This is a genomic window from Maribacter hydrothermalis (genome assembly GCF_001913155.1).
GTDB classification, from domain to species: Bacteria; Bacteroidota; Bacteroidia; order Flavobacteriales; family Flavobacteriaceae; genus Maribacter; species Maribacter hydrothermalis.
Genome location: NZ_CP018760.1, coordinates 3,623,319 through 3,645,987 on the forward strand (window position 1 = coordinate 3,623,319; position 22,669 = coordinate 3,645,987).

General features: G+C 33.8%; 18 protein-coding genes. 9 read left to right on the forward strand and 9 right to left on the reverse strand.

Annotation, left to right across the window (positions count from 1 at the left end; translation table 11 throughout):
- The 8 genes from BTR34_RS15550 to BTR34_RS15585 all read right to left on the reverse strand — a co-directional run bounded on the left by BTR34_RS15550 (position 1) and on the right by BTR34_RS15585 (position 7,791).
- On the reverse strand, positions 1-2,388 hold the full coding sequence (locus BTR34_RS15550; RefSeq protein ID WP_068485094.1) for an FtsK/SpoIIIE family DNA translocase: 2,388 nt from the start codon (positions 2,386-2,388) through the stop codon (positions 1-3).
- A gap of 157 nt (positions 2,389-2,545) precedes the next feature.
- The gene (locus BTR34_RS15555) at positions 2,546-2,911 is read right to left on the reverse strand and encodes a diacylglycerol kinase family protein (RefSeq protein ID WP_068485093.1); all 366 of its coding nucleotides are present in this window, start codon (positions 2,909-2,911) and stop codon (positions 2,546-2,548) included.
- Positions 2,912-2,920: 9 nt separating this feature from the next.
- Positions 2,921-3,427: a thiol peroxidase gene (tpx, locus tag BTR34_RS15560; protein ID WP_068485092.1), complete on the reverse strand. Its 507-nt coding sequence runs from the start codon at positions 3,425-3,427 to the stop codon at positions 2,921-2,923.
- 117 nt (positions 3,428-3,544) lie between these two features.
- On the reverse strand, positions 3,545-3,802 hold the full coding sequence (locus BTR34_RS15565; RefSeq protein ID WP_068485091.1) for a DUF6952 family protein: 258 nt from the start codon (positions 3,800-3,802) through the stop codon (positions 3,545-3,547).
- Entirely contained in the window at positions 3,783-4,097 is a 315-nt protein-coding gene (locus BTR34_RS15570; protein WP_068485090.1) for a thioredoxin family protein, read from the reverse strand. The genes BTR34_RS15565 and BTR34_RS15570 overlap by 20 nt, the downstream gene beginning before the upstream one ends.
- A gap of 69 nt (positions 4,098-4,166) precedes the next feature.
- Positions 4,167-4,811, reverse strand: a complete 645-nt coding sequence (locus BTR34_RS15575) for a peroxiredoxin (RefSeq protein ID WP_068485089.1) — start codon at positions 4,809-4,811, stop codon at positions 4,167-4,169.
- Positions 4,812-5,028: 217 nt separating this feature from the next.
- A complete protein-coding gene (gene nhaC / locus BTR34_RS15580) occupies positions 5,029-6,495 on the reverse strand; it encodes a Na+/H+ antiporter NhaC (protein ID WP_068485088.1) in 1,467 nt (488 codons plus the stop codon).
- Positions 6,496-6,570: 75 nt separating this feature from the next.
- Complete coding sequence (locus tag BTR34_RS15585) at positions 6,571-7,791, reverse strand: aminotransferase class I/II-fold pyridoxal phosphate-dependent enzyme (protein WP_068485087.1); 1,221 nt, start codon at positions 7,789-7,791, stop codon at positions 6,571-6,573.
- Between the two features lie 150 nt (positions 7,792-7,941).
- On the opposite strand from BTR34_RS15585, the gene BTR34_RS15590 reads away from it, so the two are divergent.
- Positions 7,942-8,400 carry an Lrp/AsnC family transcriptional regulator gene (locus BTR34_RS15590; protein ID WP_068485086.1) on the forward strand — a complete coding sequence of 153 codons (459 nt, stop codon included), beginning with the start codon at positions 7,942-7,944 and terminating at the stop codon, positions 8,398-8,400.
- A 202-nt stretch (positions 8,401-8,602) separates the two neighbouring features.
- Positions 8,603-10,009: a dihydrolipoyl dehydrogenase gene (lpdA, locus tag BTR34_RS15595; protein WP_068485085.1), complete on the forward strand. Its 1,407-nt coding sequence runs from the start codon at positions 8,603-8,605 to the stop codon at positions 10,007-10,009.
- A 67-nt stretch (positions 10,010-10,076) separates the two neighbouring features.
- Here lpdA and BTR34_RS15600 read toward each other — a convergent pair whose 3' ends face one another.
- Positions 10,077-11,261: a heparan-alpha-glucosaminide N-acetyltransferase domain-containing protein gene (locus BTR34_RS15600; protein ID WP_068485084.1), complete on the reverse strand. Its 1,185-nt coding sequence runs from the start codon at positions 11,259-11,261 to the stop codon at positions 10,077-10,079.
- A gap of 128 nt (positions 11,262-11,389) precedes the next feature.
- Here BTR34_RS15600 and BTR34_RS15605 point away from each other — a divergent pair, with 128 nt between their 5' ends.
- The 7 genes from BTR34_RS15605 to BTR34_RS15635 all read left to right on the forward strand — a co-directional run bounded on the left by BTR34_RS15605 (position 11,390) and on the right by BTR34_RS15635 (position 22,660).
- Complete coding sequence (locus tag BTR34_RS15605) at positions 11,390-11,926, forward strand: NADPH-dependent FMN reductase (protein WP_068485083.1); 537 nt, start codon at positions 11,390-11,392, stop codon at positions 11,924-11,926.
- 76 nt (positions 11,927-12,002) lie between these two features.
- Positions 12,003-13,313 (forward strand): tRNA lysidine(34) synthetase TilS, encoded by a 1,311-nt coding sequence (tilS, locus tag BTR34_RS15610; RefSeq protein WP_068485082.1) that lies wholly within the window; start codon positions 12,003-12,005, stop codon positions 13,311-13,313.
- Positions 13,310-15,274 carry a protein-disulfide reductase DsbD family protein gene (locus BTR34_RS15615; RefSeq protein WP_068485081.1) on the forward strand — a complete coding sequence of 655 codons (1,965 nt, stop codon included), beginning with the start codon at positions 13,310-13,312 and terminating at the stop codon, positions 15,272-15,274. Before tilS ends, BTR34_RS15615 begins: the two co-directional genes overlap by 4 nt.
- A gap of 107 nt (positions 15,275-15,381) precedes the next feature.
- On the forward strand, positions 15,382-17,778 hold the full coding sequence (locus BTR34_RS15620) for a penicillin acylase family protein (RefSeq protein WP_068485080.1): 2,397 nt from the start codon (positions 15,382-15,384) through the stop codon (positions 17,776-17,778).
- Between the two features lie 148 nt (positions 17,779-17,926).
- Positions 17,927-18,667: a hypothetical protein gene (locus tag BTR34_RS15625; protein ID WP_068485079.1), complete on the forward strand. Its 741-nt coding sequence runs from the start codon at positions 17,927-17,929 to the stop codon at positions 18,665-18,667.
- Complete coding sequence (locus BTR34_RS15630; protein ID WP_068485078.1) at positions 18,664-21,435, forward strand: TonB-dependent receptor domain-containing protein; 2,772 nt, start codon at positions 18,664-18,666, stop codon at positions 21,433-21,435. The genes BTR34_RS15625 and BTR34_RS15630 overlap by 4 nt, the downstream gene beginning before the upstream one ends.
- Before the next feature lies 1 nt (position 21,436).
- Entirely contained in the window at positions 21,437-22,660 is a 1,224-nt protein-coding gene (locus BTR34_RS15635) for a DUF4249 domain-containing protein (RefSeq protein WP_083612618.1), read from the forward strand.
- Positions 22,661-22,669: the final 9 nt, after the last annotated feature.

Genomic DNA, 22,669 nt, shown 5'->3' on the forward strand with positions numbered 1-22,669 from the left:
TTATTCATTATCCAATATTTGTTGAAGGGCTACCATGTCCGTCACATAAACTTGTCGTGCTTTGCTGCCTTCAAACGGGCCTACAATTCCTGCTGCTTCTAGCTGGTCAATAATTCTACCAGCTCTATTGTAGCCTAACTTTAATTTACGTTGAATTAATGAGGCCGAACCTTGCTGTGCAATTACGATAACTTCGGCAGCTTCACGAAACTTAGCATCCCTTTCAGACACGTTATTATCAAGACTCGTGCCAGAATCTTCACCTACATATTCTGGAAGCTCATGTGCATCTGGGTAAGCACGTTGACTGCCTATAAAATCTACAATTTTCCCAACTTCGGGTGTATCGACAAAGGCGCATTGTATACGCGTAACGTCATTACCTTGGGTAAATAACATGTCACCACGACCTATTAATTGGTCTGCACCGGCAGTATCTAAAATTGTTCTGGAATCTATTTTAGAGGTTACCCTAAAGGCTAACCTGGCAGGGAAGTTGGCTTTTATAATACCCGTAATAACATTTACCGAAGGTCGTTGCGTTGCTATAATTAAATGAATACCAATTGCTCTAGCTAATTGTGCTAGTCTGGCAACGGGGGTTTCTACCTCTTTACCGGCCGTCATAATTAAATCGGCAAACTCATCAATTACAAGAACTATATAGGGTAAAAACTTATGACCATCATTAGGGTTCAGCTTACGAGCCTTAAATTTTACGTTGTATTCTTTGATATTACGAACCATGGCAACTTTCAATAATTCATAACGATTATCCATTTCTATACAGAGTGAATTTAGTGTATGAATTACCTTGGTATTGTCCGTAATGATTGCTTCTTCAGAATCTGGTAATTTGGCTAAGAAATGACGTTCAATTTTATTGTAAAGCGTTAATTCAACTTTCTTGGGATCTACTAATATAAATTTTACTTCAGCTGGGTGTTTTTTGTATAATAATGACGTTAAAACAGCATTTAAACCAACAGATTTTCCTTGCCCCGTAGCACCTGCCATTAAAAGATGTGGCATTTTCGCTAAATCTACCACAAAAGTTTCGTTACTAATTGTTTTACCAAATGCAATAGGGAGTTCCATTTCAGCTTTCTGAAATTTGCTCGATGCAATTACGGATCGCATAGAAACAATAGAGGCGTTTTTATTTGGAACTTCAATACCTATAGTTCCTTTACCTGGTATTGGTGCTATTATACGAATGCCCAAAGCAGCCAATGACAATGCAATATCGTCTTCTAAATTTTTGATTTTGGAAATACGTACACCTGCTTCTGGAACAATTTCATACAAAGTAACGGTAGGTCCTATAGTTGCTTTAATTTGAGCAATACCAATTTTATAGTTCTTAAGAGTTTCAACAATTTTATTCTTGTTTTCCTCTAATTCCTCTTGATTAATAGTAATACCACCAGTAGCGCCATGTGCGTCTAAAAGTTCTATGGTTGGAAATTTATAATTACCTAATTCCAAGGTAGGGTCAAATTCCCCAAAATCATCAACCAGTTTATTGGCAAGAATATCTAATTCTTCAGGTTCTTCTATTACCTGTTCAACTTCCATAGCCAAAGTTTCTTCCGGCTCCGATGTATTAATTTTAAAATCGCTTATATCTTCCTCTTTTTCTAAATGAGGAATTTCTGTTTTATGGGTATAGGTATCCATAATTACAGATGAATCTTCTTCTAAAGACCGAATAAGCATGTCTTCTTCCTCTTGTTCGGTTTGCTCTTTCTTACTATTTGCTTTTCGTTCTTGGTTAGCTTTAAATTCTGATGAAATTGCTTCTTTTCTTGATTTAAAGAATGCAGATATGCCTTCAGGTGTAACCTTAAACAGCCGAACTAAAATAAAGATTAGTCCGAATATTAATAACAAAAGAACACCAATTTTTCCGGCGTAATCTTGTAGGAAATCATTCATTTCAAAACCTACTAAACCTCCTAGTAAAGGACTGTTCGTAGCAAAAAAACCTAAGGCAATGGAAATCCAAATTACAAATATTAACCCCCATATCCATTTTTTAAATAAGGCTTTTAACGGAAGTCCTAAAAATAGATAAATACCGGTTATGCAAATTAAAAAAGGAAATATAAGGGATGCAAGGCCAAAGCCTTTGTACATAAAAAAATGGCTAATGCTCGCGCCAAATTTGTTTAATAAATTTTTAGCTAGTTCGTTACGATCCTTAAATTCTGAAAGTAGACTTTGGTCATCTTGCCAATTAAAATAAAAAGATATAAATGAAAAGAACAATGCGATACTAAAAAGCATCAATAGACTACCCAAAATAATTTTATTTTGTTTGGATAATTTAAACGATAATCCTTTTTTAGTAGGTTTTGGCTTTGATTTAGTTGCCTTTTTTGCCATTAAAAATTAATTCTGGTGCTAAATTACAAATTTACTCGATAATCAATATTTAAAATGCCTAGACGTTTTAGTCGGATTAAAACTGATTTACTATTTACAGCCGAATGGCATGCCTAGTAGTACTAATAAGATAAGCTAGAGGGAATCATGACGAATTCTATAAAATTTTTGGCAAGTAAATGATTAAACCAATTATTGTAGATGCAATGGAAACCAACATTACTGCACCTGCAGCTATATCTTTAATGAACCCAATTTTTACATCAAATTCTGGTTGTACATAGTCTGCTATTTTTTCAACTGCCGTATTCATTCCTTCGATACCTAAAACCAATGCAATGGCGAAAATTTGAAAAATCCATTCCGTATTGGATATTTCATAATAAAAACCGGCAGCGGTCATTACAAAAGCAATAAAAACTTGAATTTTTATGCTTGCTTCTGTACGTATCAGTAAAAAAGCACCTTTAAGAGCAAAACCAACACTTTTTATACGATTGACCAAAAAAGATTCTTTGGGCATAAGTGTCGATTATTCGTTCATTAAAGACTCCAATGCTGCCTTGTAATTAGGTTCTTCGGTCGTTTCTGCTACTTGTTCAGTGTATAAGACATTTCCTTTTTCATCTACAACGACTACGGCTCTAGAGTGTAATGGAGCTAAAGGGCCATCAGAAAAATCTACATGATAAGATTTACCAAAATTACCATCTTTAAAATCAGAAAGCATTTCAACATTTTCTATTCCTTCAGCACCACAAAAGCGTGCTTGTGCAAATGGTAAGTCTTTAGATATACAAAGTACTATTGTGTTATCTAATTCTGCAGCTTCTTTGTTAAATTGACGAACAGATTGAGCACAGGTTCCAGTGTCTACACTAGGAAATATATTTAAAACTACTCTAGAACCCTCATAATCAGAAAGTTTTACAGTAGATAAATCATTTTTAGTTAATTGAAATTCAGGAGCCTTGCCGCCAGTTGAAGGTAAAGTGCCTAAAGTGTGTATCGTATTTCCTTTTAAAGTAACCGAAGCCATATCCTTAGTGTTTTATAATTGAAGATGTGAAATTATAAAATATAAAGATGAAATGTGATTTTATACGAATAAAAAAATCCCTTCGTAAACGAAAGGATTTTATATGCTTTATTTTTTTCACTTATCTATGGAGCCCATTACACGCTGCATAAATTGATTCAGCGCTTCTTTTTTAGGTGTTCCTTGGGCTATGTTAGCAGCCACATCTAGAGCGCCGTACATGTTAGAAATAAGTTCACCAATAACGTCAAGTTCTTCATCTTTTAGCGAAGGCAGCTCTGTTAATGCTTCTAGAGTTTCAATAGTTTCTTGAATGTAGTCACTATCTTTCTCTTCTATAAATTCGGTCAGTAATTTAATTATGGGTAACCTCACTGATTAAATCTTTTAAAAGGTCATACTTATTTGTTTGAACCTGATTTTTAAACTTTCCTTTTTCAAAAGAGGCAAAAGTTGGCAAATTATTTACATTGGCAAGTTTTCTTGATTCAGGAAATTTTTCTGCATCTGCAATTACGAAAGTTATATTTTCGTTTTCAGAAGCTTCTTTCTTAAATTTTGGTTTCATAATTCTGCAATTACCGCACCAAGTTGCTGAGTATTGAACAACTACATTATCATTGTTATTTATAATTTCCTGTAAATTATCTTGTTCTAATTCTAATAACATAATTAAAGTTATTTAAGGATTAATAAAATGAACATGAAGGGGTTACTTCATGTTCATTAAAAATTGTAATTAATTGGCGTGGACAGATAGGTAATTTGCAACTCCGTCTCTATTTGCTGACATTGCTTCTTTACCTTCTTCCCAGTTTGCCGGGCAAACCTCTCCTTTTTCTTGTACGTGTGTTAAAGCATCAACTAAACGTAAGTACTCACCAACGTTTCTACCTAAAGGCATATTATTGATACTTTCGTGTTGTACAACACCCTCTTCGTCTATAATATAAGTTGCTCTGTAAGTAACATTATCGCCTTCAACCTGCACTGTTTCTGTTTCTTCATCGTAAACTTCGTTTTGGATATCTAAAATTCCTAAAACGCTAGATAAGTTACGGTTACTGTCAGCCAAAATTGGGTATGTAACTCCTTCAATACCGCCATTATCTTTGTTTGTACTTAACCATGCAAAATGAACTTCTGGTGTATCACAAGAAGCACCTATTACTAAAGTATTTCTTTTTTCAAATTCACCTATTGCTGCTTGGAAAGCGTGTAGCTCTGTAGGGCAAACAAAAGTGAAGTCTTTTGGGTACCAGAAAAGAACCACTTTTTTATTGTTTTTTTGAGCTTGTTCTAAAACGTTAAGTTTAAAAGTGTCGCCCATTTCGTTCATTGCGTTTACACTAATATTCGGGAATTTTTTTCCAACAAATGCCATACTATATTCTTGTTTTATAATTTATTATAAAGCAAAATTAAGACTTGTAAGAGGGTTAAAGGACTTTCTAAATTAGATTTTTCAATACAAGAATAACTATTTTGAATAGCTGAAAGAATGGTAGGGGTTTAATACGAAAAGCTCAAAATTAAGAGTAGATCGTTATGAGATTATTAGTTAAAGTAGTGTATTGACTTTAATTAACTATTTTTAAAAATTAAGATTCATTTTTAGTAAGTTGTCTTATCTTAATATTAAAAGCAGCAAATATTAATGTCATAATAGGACTTAACCAATTAAATATAGCAAACGCAAAATATTCAGAAACACTTACGCCCAGCACTCCCGATTGGTACGCCCCACATGTGTTCCATGGAATTAGTACAGAAGTAACAGTACCGGAGTCTTCTAAAGTACGACTTAAATTTTCAGGAGCTAAACCTCTATCTTGATACGCTTTTTTAAACATTTTACCTGGAATAACTAACGCCAAGTATTGGTCGCTTGCAATAATATTAAGACCTAAGCAGCTAAGTACTGTGCTAGAAAATAGTCCAAAAATACTTTTCGCCACGGATAATAGGGATTGGGTAATTCTTGATAATCCTCCAATCCCATCCATTATACCACCAAAAACCATTGCGCAGCATATTAGATAAATTGTCCAAAGCATACCATTCATTCCTCCAGAACTAAAAAGTTCATTCAATTTTTCATTATCCGTTATAATGGCCGTATCTGTTAAAACAGCCTTAATAATGGCGCCGAGTTTTGAGTCAGCTAGAGAGGCTAATATGTCTGGCTGAAAAATAAAAGCAAAAATGCCAGCTAAAACAACACCTGTTCCTAAAGCTATTAGGGGTTTAGTTTTTAATAAAATTAGGGCTATAACTGCCACCGGAACTATAAATAAGTATGGGCTAATATTAAAGGTTTGTGTAATGGTATTTAATAAGCCTGTAACATCAGCATTACCGGTAGTATCTATATTTAAACTTATGATTGAAAAGGTAATAATTGTTATAAGAATGGTAGGTCCTGTTGTAAACAACATATATTTAATATGTGTAAACAGATCAGTGCCGGCCATAGCAGGAGCTAAATTCGTAGTGTCGCTCAGAGGGGACATTTTATCTCCAAAATAGGCTCCAGATATTACAGCACCTGCAATCATTCCTGTGGGTATACCTAAGGCTGTGCCAATACCCACTAATGCAATACCAACTGTAGCTGATGTTGTCCATGAACTACCCGTAGCAATTGAAATAATAGCGGCTATGACTATTGATGCGGGTAGGAATATTGACGGACTTAATACTTTTAAACCATAATAAACCATCGCGGGTATTATTCCACTTACTAGCCAAGTGCCTGCCAAAGCACCTACAAGAAATAATATCATTATTGGAACGAAAACGCTTTTAAGGTTTTCGTAAATTTCCATAACCATGGTTGCGAACGTCGTTTTGTTAAAAAAACCAACTATTGCTGCAAAGAACCCTCCGATAAGTAATATAATCTGATTTGAATATTCACCAAACCATTCGCCATCTGCAAAGAATATATTGTAAGCCAGCATTGCCATTAAAAGCACCACCGGAATTAAAGCTTCAAAAAGGCTTAACTCTTTATTTCTTACAATATGCTCGTTTTCTCTATGCTCATTGGTGTTTTGGTCTGACATTTAAAGGACGTTTGGTTATTACGTAATATTACGATTTATGCTACTGTTGTGCAAACCAATTTATTTTTTAAATAATTAGGCTTTTATACTTGTAATATCTAGTATTTTAAGGTCTAATAAACACTTTTTCATTAAGGAATAGGTTCTTTGAATATCATCGTCTAATCCTATTGAAAAACGAATTAGCCCGTTTCCAAGTCCCATTTCTTCTTGTTCATCTAACGGAATTTCTGAAGATGTTGAAGTGCCAGGCGCACTAAAAAGAGTTTTGTAAAACCCAAGACTAACAGCTAAATACCCTAATTTTCTTTCTTGCATTAATTCCATCAAAGCATTGGCATTTTCTAGGGTGCCAACGTCCATTGTTACTAAACCACCATAACCATACTCGGGATTCATTTGGTCTTCCATTATTAAGTGTCCTGGATGAGATGGTAACCCTGGATAAACCACTCGAAGTCCATCTTTTTCAAAGTTCTGAGCTAAAAACATGGCATTCTCACTATGTTTTTTCATTCGAATATGTAACGTTCTCATGTTTTTTAAAATAGATGCCGCACGTAAACTATCCAGTGTGCTTCCAAGGAGCATACCTGCGCCATTATTTACATCTTTAAGACTTAGACAAAACTCGGTTGTACCGCATACTACACCTGCAACACAATCACTTGTTCCGTTTATAAACTTGGTAAGACTATGAATAATAATATCTGCTCCTAATTTTGCAGGGGTTACCGTTAGTGGAGAAAATGTATTATCTACTACCAAGGGCAATTCATTTTTTTTGGAAATTCGTGAGAGCGCAGAAATATCCGCTACTTCTAGTAAAGGGTTACTAACACTTTCACAGTAAATCATTTTTGTTTTTGGTGTAATAGCTTTTGCTACCGCATCTAAATCAGTGATATCTAAAAAGGTGGTTTTTATTCCAAATTTTATTAAAAAATTCTTCATGAAAGCGTATGTGCCGCCATAAATTGTTCTACTACTTATAATGTGGTCACCTGCATTACATAATTGTAATATTACGGCAGTAATTGCACCCATGCCGCTAGCAGTAACGTTTGCACTTTCTGTGCCCTCCAGAGCGGCAAGAGCTTCACCTAAATATAAGTTTGACGGCGACGAGTGTCTACTGTATAAATAACAGCCTTCAGTATTCCCCTCAAAAGTATCGAACATTGTTTTTGCCGATATAAATGTATACGTAGAAGAATCTGATATTGAGGGGTTTACGCCTCCATATTCTCCGAAATATTGTAAATCTTGTAAATCGTTGCTCGTCTTTTGACTCATGGGTTATATTTTTAAGTAAATTTAACCTATGCTAGTGTTATTGTCAATGTGAATGTAAAATTTTAGAATTTAAATCTAAAATAATTATAAAATTAGAATTTAAATCTAATTTTAATTAATTTTGATGTTCTTTGTAGAAAATTAATCACTATGAAATTAGACGAAACAGATGGTAAGTTATTAGCGCTTTTGCAGGCGGATAGCAAAAAAACTACCAAGGAATACGCCTTAAAATTAGGCTTATCAACAACTGCCATTTATGAGCGTATAAAAAGATTAGAAAGAACAGGGGCAATAAGAAATTATGTTGCTCTGGTAGATAAGGCCATTGTCAATAGAAATTTTACGGTATTTTGCCATGTAAAGTTAGTGCAGCATGTAAAAGATAATATTGCGCAATTTGAAGCCCAAGTTTTACGTTTGCATGAAGTTGTGGAATGTCATCATTTAAGTGGTGATTACGATTACCTGTTAAAAATCCACGTAAAAGATATGGAGGCTTACCGTAATTTTATGGTCAACAAGTTAACGGCTATGAATCATATTGGTAGTACACAAAGTTCTTTTACGATAAAAGAGGTGAAACAATCTACAGCGATTCCTCTTTAGCAACTACTATTTTTTTAACCTATATTATTTTGCATAATACTGCTATTACTTCATTTTAAATAAGCTAAGTTATATAATGCCAATGAAAAACATCACAGAACAGTACAAAAGGTAATGTTTTCGGTACTAAACAATAAGTTTAAATGAGTTCTAAAACTAAAAATAGTAGTAATTTTGTAAGACATTAGAAAACAAATATTTTATGGATCAATATGATGTAGCCATTATAGGCTCAGGACCTGGAGGATACGTAGCAGCCATACGTTGTGCACAACTAGGAATGAAAACTGCAATAATTGAAAAATATTCCACCCTAGGGGGAACATGTTTAAATGTAGGGTGCATTCCTTCTAAGGCCATGTTAGATTCTTCGCATCATTATGAAGATGCAACTAAGCATTTTGAAGAGCATGGTATTGAAATTCCAGGAGAGATAAAAGTAAACTTGGAAAAAATGATTGCCCGTAAGCAAGGTGTTGTTGACCAAACTACTAAGGGAATTGAATTTTTAATGGATAAGAATAAAATTACCGTTTACGAAGGTGTTGGTAGCTTTAAAGACGCAACTCATGTAAACATTAAAAAGAACGATGGTAAAGCGGAAGAAATAAAAGCAAAAAATATCATTATTGCTACGGGCTCTAAGCCATCTACCTTACCGTTTATAAAATTAGATAAAGAACGCATTATTACTTCTACGGAGGCGCTAGAGTTAAAAGAAGTGCCTAAACATATGATTGTTATAGGTGGTGGTGTTATTGGTTTAGAATTAGGGCAAGTGTACAAAAGACTAGGTGCAGAAGTTACTGTAGTCGAGTTTATGGATCGTATTATTCCAGGTATGGATGGTGCTCTTTCCAAAGAACTGACCAAAGTATTGAAAAAGCAAAAAGTAAAATTTGCATTATCGCACAAGGTTAAATCTGTAGAAAGAAAAGGCGATAAGGTTATCGTTAAGGCTGATGACAAAAAAGGGCAAGAAATTGTTTTTGAAGGTGATTATTGTTTAGTTGCTGTTGGCAGAAAAGCATATACAGACGGATTGAATGCAGATGCTGCCGGAGTAAAGTTAGATGAAAGAGGAAAAGTAATTGTTGACGCTCATTTAAAAACTAACGTTGATAATATTTATGCAATTGGCGATGTAATTAAAGGTGCTATGTTGGCGCATAAGGCGGAAGAAGAAGGTACTTTGGTTGCTGAGATATTGGCAGGTCAAAAACCACATATAGATTATAACTTAATTCCTGGTGTAGTTTATACATGGCCAGAAGTTGCTGCTGTTGGTAAAACAGAAGAAGAACTACAGGAAGCAGGAGTAGAGTACAAAGTAGGTCAATTTCCAATGCGTGCTTTAGGGCGTTCAAGAGCAAGTGGAGATACAGATGGATTCGTAAAAATTCTTGCAGATAAAAAAACCGATGAAGTTTTAGGAGTACATATGATTGGCGCCCGTTGTGCGGATTTAATTGCAGAAGCGGTAACTGCCATGGAATTTAGAGCGTCTGCTGAAGATATCTCTAGAATGAGTCATGCTCACCCTACCTATGCAGAAGCGGTAAAAGAAGCAGCATTAGCGGCTACAGATGATCGTGCTTTACATGTTTAAAAAATAGAGTACACTATATAAAAAAAGCAGCCTATTGGCTGCTTTTTACTTTAAATTGATTAAGAATTTAATTTTTAATTAATCCTAAAACCCGTAATATTTTTTCTGTTACCGTTCTTAACAGTTCAAAAACAATAATCGCTATTTGTTCCAAGTAAATTCTTGTAGTAGATAAAAAGCTAGAAATGTTTGATTTAATTTCTACTTTATGATTTTCATATCTCAACGCCAAAAAAGTACTAACAATCATAAATAAAATTGCTCCAGGTATGGCTATCCAAGGATTTAAGGAGTGGTGAAAAAAACGATATAAACCTACGCCAGTGAAACTGCCATAAAGAATAATAAAATGAATAATATAAATTGACAAAGTACTTTGTCCTATTCTTAACCAAGTTGCATTCATAAGTGCTTTTCTCAGTAGTATGAATATGGAGAAAACAATAAGTACATCTCCTAAACGAATGAATAAATAGTTGTTATTGAATATTTGTTGAAATAATTCAATACCAGTAATTTCATAGATAGCATAGAAAAAATCTGAGGATGCAAATATTAAAACCAAGCCAATAGATACATATATAGGAACGATATAAGAATACAGATTTTTACTGTTCTGGTATTTAGAAAACATAACAGACATAAAACTTCCTATAGTTGCATATCCTAACCACGGTATAATTGTAAATACAGAACCATTTGCTTTAGTTAGGTAATTTGCAATAAGCTGAGGAAGAAATTCAAAACTAGATGCTTTGTATAGTGGTTCTAATAAAAACAATAGCACTGTTGTAGATGCCAGTATGGTTGGAAAAATCCATTTTTGTTTAGCAAAGGTTAATAAGTAAAAACCAATAATAAACAATAAAGAAAGACCAATGCAATGCAGCACATCTACCAAATAAAATGAATCGTAGATTTCACCTTTAAGCAAACCAAATAGGTTCATCCTTAAGAGGTATGCAATTACCAAAAGTTCAATCCCACGCTTAATTCCCTTTTTTACGCGCGGGTTGGCCCAGCCAGTTTGTGGAGACCTTATTAGTAAAAATGTAAAAATAAAACCCGATACGGTAAAAAATACCGGCGCTGTAATTCCCCTAAAATATTTCCATGTACTAAATAGTATGTTAGCGTCGTTACGAAAGACATTGTCTAACAAGCCGTCAATGAAATGACCTTGTAACATCATTAAGATAGCCCATGCTCTTATGGCATCTAAAAAAAACAATCTTGACTTAGCGTTGCTCATTGTAACATTTATATCCTATATACTTATAAAACAGTATGTTTGGATGTTTCACGCGGCAAAATTAGATAAAATAAGTTAACGTTTGTTTTAATTGAATTAAATTCGCCGATATACATTAAAATAGTAGCATGAGTTATGTTTTAGCATTTGCCGGTAGTAATTCTTCGGTTTCTATCAATTATAAATTAACGAAGTATACAACTACGTTGTTAAATAACACTGAGGTTCATGTACGTGATATGGCAAGGTATCCTTTTCCTATGTACAGTGAAGATGCAGAAAAGGAAAACGGTTTCTCAAATTCACTTATAGAGTTTAAGAATGAAATTAGTAACGCAACGGGCTTAATTATTTCTGTAAATGAGCACAACAGTTACCCATCGGCCTATTTTAAAAATGTTATTGATTGGCTTTCAAGACTTGATAAGCAGTTTCTGATTGACAAGAAAATTCTATTAATGGCAACTTCAAATGGTGGACGTGGTGGTGCTGGTGCTTTAGAAGCCGCAGAGAATATGCTAACAAGATTCAAAGGTGAAGTGGTAGAGACCTTTTCCTTACCTAAGTACAGTGAAAATTTCGATGAGCAAAAAGGAATAATAAATACTGAATTAGCAAAAATTCACTCAGAAAAAGTTAGTGCTTTTTTAAAGGCAATTTCATAATTGCTTATAACTAGTTTACTCGAAAAAAATGACCGCTTAACTTATATAAGTAGTACTACTTATTTACCTTTATGCTGTGTTAAAAGCATTTAAACAACATATTGAAAAATCTTTTCCCGAGCTTTTAAATAATCATTTCATAATTGCATGTAGTGGTGGTTTAGATAGTGTGGTTCTTTCTACACTTTGCCAGCAAGCGGGACTTCAATTCTCTATAGCCCATTGTAATTTTAGATTAAGAGGTGTGGAAAGTGATGGTGATGAACTCTTTGTTCAAGAATTTGCTAAAAACTTAAATAAAACTATTTACCTGACCCATTTTGATACCTTGGGTTATGTTAATCAACATAAAGTTTCTGTGCAAATGGGTGCTCGTGAATTGCGCTATACCTGGTTTGAACAATTGTTGAAAGAAAATAGTATTGCTTATTTACTAACGGCACACCATGCTAATGATAATTTAGAGACTTTTATAATTAACCTTTCTAGAGGTACCGGTATTGAAGGACTTACAGGAATTCCCTCGAAAATAAATTACCTAAGAAGACCACTTTTACCTTTTACCAGACAGGAATTAGAAGATTTTGCACAGTCTTTAGATTTAAATTGGCGTGAAGACGCTAGTAACGCTGATACTAAATATTTACGAAATAAAATTCGGTTAGAAATTGTTCCGAACCTTAACGAGTTGCATTCTACTTTTTTTGATAATTTTAAAAACACTATAGCTTATTTAAGCCAGACTGAGCAAATTGCATCGGCATATCTTCAGAAATTAAAGAAAGATATTTTTATTGAAAAAGAGGGGAGAATTACAATTTCCATACAAAATCTAAAAGAACTTAAACCATTAAACACATATTTACACGGATTGTTTGGTGCATACGGATTTAAGGAATTAGATAATCTTGAAGCATTATTAACGGGAATGAGCGGTAAGCAATTATTATCTGCCACACATATTCTAGTTAAAAATAGAGATTCATTAGTCTTGTCTGAACTAATTAAAAATGACGAAAATGATTCATCGTTTTTAATTACGGAAGAAATGGTAACAATAGAATTTCCTTTGCCTTTAAAATTTTCAACAGTAACGGAACGTTCAGATAATACGGAAAAAGTAATTTTCGTTCAAAAAAATACGTTAAAGTATCCATTAGAGATAAGGAAATGGAAAAATGGCGACTATTTTTACCCAATAGGACTAAATCGTAAAAAGAAACTATCAAAATTCTTTAAAGATGAGAAGGTCGATGTTTTAGCCAAAGAAGAAAAATGGTTGTTATGTTCTAATGAACAAATAGTCTGGGTGGTAGGCATGCGCGCGGATCATAGATTTAGGGTTGTTGATACTGAGCATGAGATATTAAAAATAGAATTTAAATGATAAGATTTTTTACCGTTATACTTTTTGCAGTTTTTTTACCCTTAGGGCTATATGCTCAAACAGATGACAATCCTGTAGTTTGGGAACAGAAAGTGAATAAAATAGCTGAAACCGAATATGAACTTGTTATGCAAGCCAAAATTTTTGAAGGATGGCATCTGTATTCTCAATTTACTTCTGAGTTTGGTGGTCTGCCAATAGTATTTAAATATAAAGAAGCATCTGAAAAATATGATTTGGTCGATGGTACAACCGAAAGCGAAACATTTACGGAGTATAGTGATATTTTTGAAGTAGATGAGACTTTTTTTAAAGACAATGCTAGATTTACACAGCGTATAAAAGTTACAGATTCTACTATAAATCAAATTGAGGTTTATGTAGAGTATCAGGTCTGTAAAGATGTTTGTATACCTATGGATTATACACTTCTTTTTACGTTAGATGGCTCTGAGGCAAAAGAAAAAATTATTAAAGTTGATGAAAGAAGTCTAGCTTTAGGTCAAGAATTACGATTAGACTTAAAAAATAAAGAACTCCTAACTCAAGGTAAAGATACTATTGCCAAGAGCACCAATATTTGGGTCATATTCGGTTTAGGGTTTCTAGGTGGGTTAATAGCTTTACTGACTCCTTGTGTATTTCCTATGATACCACTGACGGTGTCTTTTTTTACAAAGCATTCCCAGAAAAAATCTAAAGGAATTATAAACGCATTGCTTTATGGTTTCTTTATTATTCTAATTTACTTTTTATTAAGCTTACCATTTCATTTGTTCGATTCGGTGGATTCTCAAATACTCAATTCAATTGCGACCAATGTTTGGCTCAATCTTTTGTTTTTTGTCATATTTGTATTTTTTGCATTCTCCTTTTTTGGATATTATGAGCTAACATTACCAAGCTCTTGGGCAAATAAAATGGATGACGCTTCATCTAAAATAGGCGGAGTTATCGGTATCTTTTTTATGGCGGTTACCTTGGCTATTGTTTCATTCTCCTGTACAGGACCCATTTTAGGTGGCTTGTTAGGTGGTACTACATTAGCGGAAGGTGAAGTTGCAATGAACCTTACCGCAGGTATGACCGGGTTTGGTGTAGCCTTGGCATTGCCCTTTGCTTTATTTGCTTTGTTTCCCGCATGGTTAAATTCTTTGCCAAAATCCGGCGGATGGATGACTACCGTTAAAGTGGTTTTAGGGTTCTTGGAAATTGGTTTAGCCCTAAAATTCTTATCTAATGCAGATTTAGTCGGACATTGGGGAATATTGAAAAGAGAAGTATTTTTAGGTATTTGGATTGTTTTAGGAATAGCAATGACGCTTTACCTTTTTGGTCTATATAAGTTCCCACATGATGGTCCTGTTAAAAAATTATCGGTTGGTAGAAAATTGACTGCATTCGTAAGTTTGGCTTTTACTATTTATTTGATTTTGGGAGTAACAAAAATTACAAACCTTAAATTGTTAAGTGGATTTCCGCCACCAGAATTTTATAGCATTTTTGAACAAGAAAGCGATTGTCCTTTGGGGATAGACTGTTTTAAAGATTTTAATGAAGGTTTAGCCTATGCACAAGAGGTTAACAAGCCAATTCTACTAGATTTTACAGGTTGGGCTTGTGTTAACTGTAGAAAAATGGAAGAGAATGTCTGGAGCGATGCTGAAGTGTTTCCTATCATAAAAGATAATTACGTTCTTATTTCTTTGTATACTGATGATAGGGAAGAACTTCCTGAGGCCGAGAAATTCAATTTTCAATTTGATAGTGGCCGCGTAAAAGAGATAAATAACATAGCCCAAAAATGGGGAACTTTTCAAGATGTGAACTTTGGTTCTATTTCTCAGCCATTTTACGTATTGCTTTCTTCAGATTTAGAAGTTTTGAATACATCGATCCAAAATGCAGATGTAACTACTTATAAAAACTGGCTATTAGAAGGACTTCGAAACAATAAATAAGTTTCTATTAATGTAGGATGTTGACTACTTGTCAATAAAAAGCAGAGCTCCGAGGTGTTTTTTGTGGAAATAGTTTTAACTTAGAAACTTATTCCCCCTATAAAAATATGAGAACACTTAAGAAATTAGGATTTATTCTGCTGTTACTAATTACGATTCTGGTCATAGCGACCGGAGTTATCGTTTATACATTAAAACCGGATTATTCCGGTGAACAAGAACTTGTTCATCTACAAAAAGAGGTTAAAGTCTATTATGACACTTACGGCATACCACACATTTATGGAGAAAATGAACAAGATGCGTTTAGAACATTAGGTTATGTTCATGCACAAGATCGTTTATGGCAAATGGAGCTTTTAAGGCGAATTGCAAGTGGTGGTCTGTCAGAAGTTTTTGGTAAAGATTTAGTAGGGACAGATAAATTTTTCCTTTCTCTAGGTATTGCAGATGCTTCAAAAAAAACGGTTGCCAACAGTAATAGAAACGATGAAGGTGTTGTATTAGCTGAGGCTTATTTGGACGGTATCAATCAATTTATAAAAGAAGGGCCAACACCCGTAGAGTTTTATCTTACCGGAATTGATAAAAAAGAATTTGTTTTAGAAGATGTGTATAATACCATTGGTTATATGGCTTTTAGTTTTGCCATGGCACATAAGACAGATCCTTTGTTAACTACCATAAATGCAAAATTAGGCCCAGAATATTTAAAGGATTTAAGCATTAGTTCTGATACTACTACGGTATGGATAGAAAATTACAATCCGTCTCAAAAAGATTCCCTGCAAAATAATCTAACCGCGGTCGTAAACAAAGCATTGGGGGTATTGAACGTTCCTTTGTTCGAGGGCAGTAACAGTTGGGTAATTGCTCCAGAGAAAACAAAAAACGGTAAAGTTATTTTAGCAAATGATCCACATATTGGTTTTGCTCAGCCTTCTGTTTGGTACGAAGCTCATATAGAAACACCTACATATTCAAAGTATGGTTACCATATTGCAGGTATACCTTTTCCGTTATTAGGGCATAATAGAGCATCTGCCTACGGTATTACTATGTTCGAAAATGACGATGTAGATTTTTATTATGAACAAAACAATCCGGAAAATGACGGTCAATACCTTACTTCGAATGGATATGTTGATTATGAAATAGTAGAAAAAACGATTAAGGTCAAGGACACTTCTTCTGTTGAGTTTACGTATAAAAAGTCGGTACATGGACCAATATTAAATGGCATTGCAGACCAAATACAAGATGAACGCCCTATTGCCATGTCTTGGATATACACACAAATGGACAATAAGGTTATTGATGCATTATTTGGATTAAGTCACTCAAATACGCTTTCTGAATTTAGGGCTGCATTACCCAATATACATGCCCCAGGTTTAAATATAATGTATGGGGATGCGGAAGGTAATGTGGGTTGGTTTGCATCGGCACAATTGTATTCGATACCAGATTCTATTAATACAAAAATGATCTATGAAGTGGGTAAAGGTTTGCCAATTGAAAAAGAGTTGCTTGCTTTTAATCAAAATCCACAGGCAATTAATCCACCTAGCAATTATGTATATTCTGCTAATAACCAACCAGATTCTATTGCGGGTATGTTGTATCCAGGCTATTATTTGCCAGAAAATAGAGCTAAGAGGATTGTGGAATTATTGGAGCCAAAAAACGATTGGGATAAAGAATCTGTAAGCGATATGATTACCGATGTTACCTCTGCTATAGACCCTGTAATCGTATCTAATTTATCTAAATATATAGATATTAATTTATTGAGTGAAAATGGGTTGAGGGTTATTGACAGTTTAAAAATGTGGAACGGTGACTATAAGTTAGTATCCTCGGAAGCTACCGTTTTTAATAGATGGATCTATCATTTGCTAAAGAATACATTTAAAGATGAATTAGGCGAAGATTTATTTAATCAACTTTTAACTACACATTTTGTAAAAAGACTAATTGCTCCATTATCTAAAAATGAAAACTCAGTTTGGTGGGACAACGTAAATACTAATGAGGAAACAGAACGTATGGCAGCTATTGTAAATAAGTCTTTCACAGATGCAATAGCCTCGTTAGAAAAAGACTTTGGTGCAAATGGTGAGAATTGGCAATGGGAAAAAGTACACACCATAGAACATGAACACCCAATTGGGCAAATTGAAACATTACGTTCATTTTTTAATGTCGGCCCCTATCCAATTGAAGGCGGAAGAGAGGTAATTAACAACTTGGCGTTTTCGTATGATGATACAGGCTACTACAAAACAAGTTCAGGACCCTCTACTAGAAGAGTAATTGATTTTTCCGATGTTGAAAATAGTATAAGTATTTTGCCTACCGGCCAATCAGGTAATCCATTTAGTTCGCATTATAAAGACCAAGCGGAAATGTACGTTAATGGAGAATTTCGAAAAATGATGATGAATGAAACCGAAATTAAAAATACATCAAATTCAATACTTATTTTTAGCCCTAATCAATAAGTGATTTCTGAGTGTTTTTGTTAAAATTTTGAATATTATTCATGTTTAAATAGGGATATAGGTGTTTTTTTTAAATTATAATTTATAAAGCGTTATGGGAGAATTAATATTATAAATTATTGTTATTTTTAAAACAAGAACCAACCCTATGAAAACCAAACAACTAGTAGTTGCGCTAGTTATATTTGTTACAGTATTTAATTTTGTAACAAGTCAGAATGTGCAAAAAGAACCAAAATTTTATAATTGGTTCGACAATCAAATAAATAGATATAATACTTCGCTATTTAATGGTATTGAATATGTAGAACTCTACAGGACCATAAATGAACGACACAAGTTTTTTGAAAGCAGCGATTTCCTAACCGGGTCAATCGTATATGACGGTCAATTTTATGATGAGGTACCGTTAAAGTATGATCTAAATGTAGATGAACTACTCTTTAACGTAGGGTATAATTACGAGTACCCTACATTAATTCTTTTTAAGTCTAAAATTGAAAGTTTTCAACTTGGCAAAAGCAATTTTGTTCAGATAAACAATTCGGAATCAACTATAGAAATGAATGGTTTTTACGAATTGTTAGTTGTAAAGCAACCCATAACTCTGCTTAAGAAGAATAAAAAGAAACGTTTTAAACGGATTAAAGGTAATACCGTTTATTATGAGTTTGACAACGATAATAGTTATTTTATAGCGTATCAAGACGATTATTATGAAGTAAAGTCTAAAAGCGATGTTATTAGAATATGGCCGGACAAAAAGCAGTATATCAACGAATATTATAACCCGGCATTACGAAAAACTAACGAAGATTATTTTTGGACGGATTTCTTTGAAAAGTTGGCAGATACATTTATTACCGAAAAACAAGGAAATAAGCTATGAGAAAACAGGTATTAATACTCATATTATTTTTGAGTGTCGGCATTTTTGCACAAGAAAAAGAAAGCAGGTATAATTTTCAGTTTCAAAATAAAAATATTTTAGATGTTCTTAAAGAAGTAGAACGCGAGGCTGGTTTTACCTTTTACTTGGATGAAAGTTGGGTTACAGATAAAACATATTCTGGGAATTTCACCAATGAAACCCTAGATGATATTTTAAACACCTTATTTAAAGAAACCAATTTAAATTTCTTTAAACTAAGCGATTCTAAAATTATCCTTACTCAAAATAATATTATCTATAAAGACTTGCCCGAAGGTTTTTTTGGGAAAGAAGTTGTGGACTCGGTTATTGAAAATGCGAATAATATTAGAGTAACAAGTAATCCCGTATTTTCAAATATTGAAGCTTCGAACAATAATTCCATTTCTAGAACTGTACGTATTGGTAAAGAAAATTTGGGAAATGCAAAAAGTGCTTATAATGTAAGCGGTTATGCAAGAACAGCCGAGCAAGGTCAACCCATTTCTAATTTATCAATTATATTAAATGGTAAAAATTCTGGTGTAGTAACAGATGATAATGGATATTTTGAATTAGAAGTACCAATGGGTACCAATATTGTTAAAACATCCTCTTTAGGTATAGAAACTAGCACAACAAGAATTATTGTTTTTAATGACGGAGAATTAAATTTTAGTTTAAACGAAAGTGTTGAATTTTTAGATGAGGTAACGGTTGAGGCAAATGCCGCTAAAAATGTGGAAGAAGCTTTATCAGGTAGTACAGAATTAGTTGTTGAAGAAACTAAAAATATTCCGCTAGTATTAGGTGAACGCGATGTTTTAAAAGTAGCAACAACCTTACCGGGAATATCTACAGCTGGTGAAGGTGCAGCAGGTTTTAATGTGCGTGGGGGAAGTACGGACCAAAACCTTATGTTATTGGATAATGCCGTAATTTATAATCCTTCTCACTTTTTTGGAATTTTTCAAGCCTTAAACCCATTTACGACCAAAGACCTTAAAATACTTAAAGGGGGAATACCTGCTGAATATGGTGGCCGTTTATCTTCTGTTTTTGATATCACCTCTAAAGACGCAAATAACGAAAAATTTTCTGGTGAAGCTGCTATAGGACCCGTAACGTCTAACGTGGCTTTAGAAATACCTGTGGTAAAAGGAAAATCTGGTTTGCTGGTCGGTGGTAGAGGAACGTATTCTGGTTGGATTTTAAGATCTCTAAAAGATGAATCATTAAATAATAGTAAAGCGTCATTTTATGATGGTATTGTAAAGTATACGCATACGATTAATGATAAGAATACTGTAAAAGCTATGGGGTACTATAGCGGTGATGCTTTTAGTATTACCTCAGATTCTGTTTATGGGTATAATAATAGATTACTCTCTTTTCAATGGGACCATCAGTTTAATGAAAAAAACACGGCGAGTTTTATTGTAGCGAATAGTAATTATGAATTCAATATTGGTTATGAAGGTAATTCTGACAGTAATTTTGATTTGGGCTTTGTAGTAGATGAAACCGAAGCAAAATTTAAATTCACCTATTTACATAGTAAAGAACACAAATTTGATTATGGGCTTTCTGCAAAATTGTATAATGTACAACCTGGAAATTTGGAGCCTAACGGTAGTAATTCCATTGTAGATTCTAAAATAATACCTACTGAAAAGGCTGTAGAAGCTGCACTATATGTATCCGATAATTGGGAAATTAACGATAAACTACTAATAGATGTAGGGCTTCGGTACTCCATGTTTGCGACATTGGGAGCTGCAAATGCGCGTGTTTATGAAGAAAATATGCCTAAGAACGAAGAAACATTGGTAGAAACCGTTTCTTATGATAACAACGAAGTAGTAGAAACGTATGGCGGGCCGGAAGTTAGAATTTCAGCACGTTATTTTTTAGGTCAAGACCTATCTGTAAAAGCTAGTTATAACAGTACTTATCAATATATACACAGACTATCGAATACGACTACAATTAGCCCAATAGATACCTGGAAATTATCGGACAATAATATAAAACCACAAAAAGGAAGACAAGTGGGCCTTGGTTTGTATAAAAATTTGGAAGGTAATCTGTACGAAATAAGTTTAGAAGGCTATTATAAGGAAGCTGATAACTTGTTAGATTTTAAAGTAGGTTCTGAGCTTTTACTAAATGAAACTATAGAAACAGAAACTCTACAAGGGGATGGACAGGCATATGGGGTAGAATTTCTAATTCGTAAAAATTCTGGTAAACTTAATGGATGGTTGGGGTACACCTACTCACGTTCTTTTTTAAAGTTGGATAGTGAGTTTGCCGAAGAGCGCGTAAATAATGGCGAGTACTTCCCAACAAACTATGATAAGCCTCACGACTTTAGTGCGGTATTGAATTATAAACTCACAAAAAGGTATAGTTTTTCTGCGAACCTTTCTTATCAAACCGGTAGACCTTTAACCTACCCAGTAGCACGCTATAATTTTAATAATTCGGAGTATGTTGTGTATAGTAACCGTAATGAGTTTAGAATACCAGATTATTATCGATTAGATCTAGGGGTGAATATTGAAGGGAACCACAAGAAAAATAAATTAGCACATAGCTTTTGGAATATTTCGGTATATAATGTGCTGGGTAGAAATAACCCGTATTCTGTATTTTTTGTAACGGAGAATGGGGAATTAAACGCATACCAAAGCTCTATATTTTCAATTCCTGTACCTACAATTACGTATAATTTTAAGTTTTAAAATGAAAGTGTATACGACAAACATGGAAATAACACTAATGGCAATGACCATTGGACTTTCTATGAGCAGTTGTATAGAACCTTTTGTGGCTGAAGCTGTAGATTTTAATAGTGCCATAGTGATAGAGGCTACTATAACCGACGAGAATAAAAACCAGGAGATATTGGTTTCTAGAACCTTTGCTTTAGATACTACAGGTATTTATGGGGAACGTGGTGCGCATGTATCGGTTACTGATACTAATGGCGCTGTTTATGATTTTGAAGAAAGTGAAGAGGGTAAATATATTTCTAACGTTTCATTTGCTGCGCAAGCGGGTTTAGGCTATAGCTTATCTGTAACTACTGTTGATGGAAGTGTTTATTCTTCAGATGAAGTTGTAACTCCACAGCCAACACAAATAGATAGTGTTTATAGTGTTCGGGGTTTTAATAATATTTCTTTGAAAGATGGAATGTTTATTTACATTGACTCTTATGACCCAACAGGTGCAAACAAATATTATAGATATACTTATGAGGAGACCTATAAAATTATCCCACCGTTTTGGAGTGCTTATGAAACTTTTATTACAACTTCGGACCCTCTTTCCCTTTTGGTAGATTTAAGACCTAGGCAAAGAGAAGAAAGGGTATGTTTTACTACTGCAGTCTCTAATTCTATAATCCAAGAAAGTACAACCAATTTTAATCAAAATCGAATTTCTCGGTTTCCCGTACGATTTATAAGTAGGGAGAATTATATACTATCACATAGATACAGTATTTTGGTTAAGCAGTATGTGCAATCACCAGAAGCATATGCTTACTTCCGTGGTTTAAATGACCTTTCAAAATCGGGTAGTATTTTTTCACAGATTCAAACCGGGTTTTTGGAAGGTAATATTAAATCTGAGCAAAATTTGGATGAAGAAGTTGTTGGTTTTTTTGAAGTGAGTTCAGTTTCTGAAAAAAGAGTATTTTTTAATTATTCAGATTATTTTCCTGAAGAAAAACTTCCACCCTTTATTGCCGATTGTACGTTTCAAATTCCAAATCAGGAAATTTCGTTGATATTTTTGGTTGAGAATGAAATTCTTGAATTTTTTCAATTTGCTGATGGTGATGATGATGAAAGACCAGATAATGGAGGAGTGCCACAATATCCATATGTTATGGTACCTACAATATGTGGAGACTGTAATGTATTGGGTAGTAATATAAAACCAGATTTTTGGATAGATTAATTATAAGAT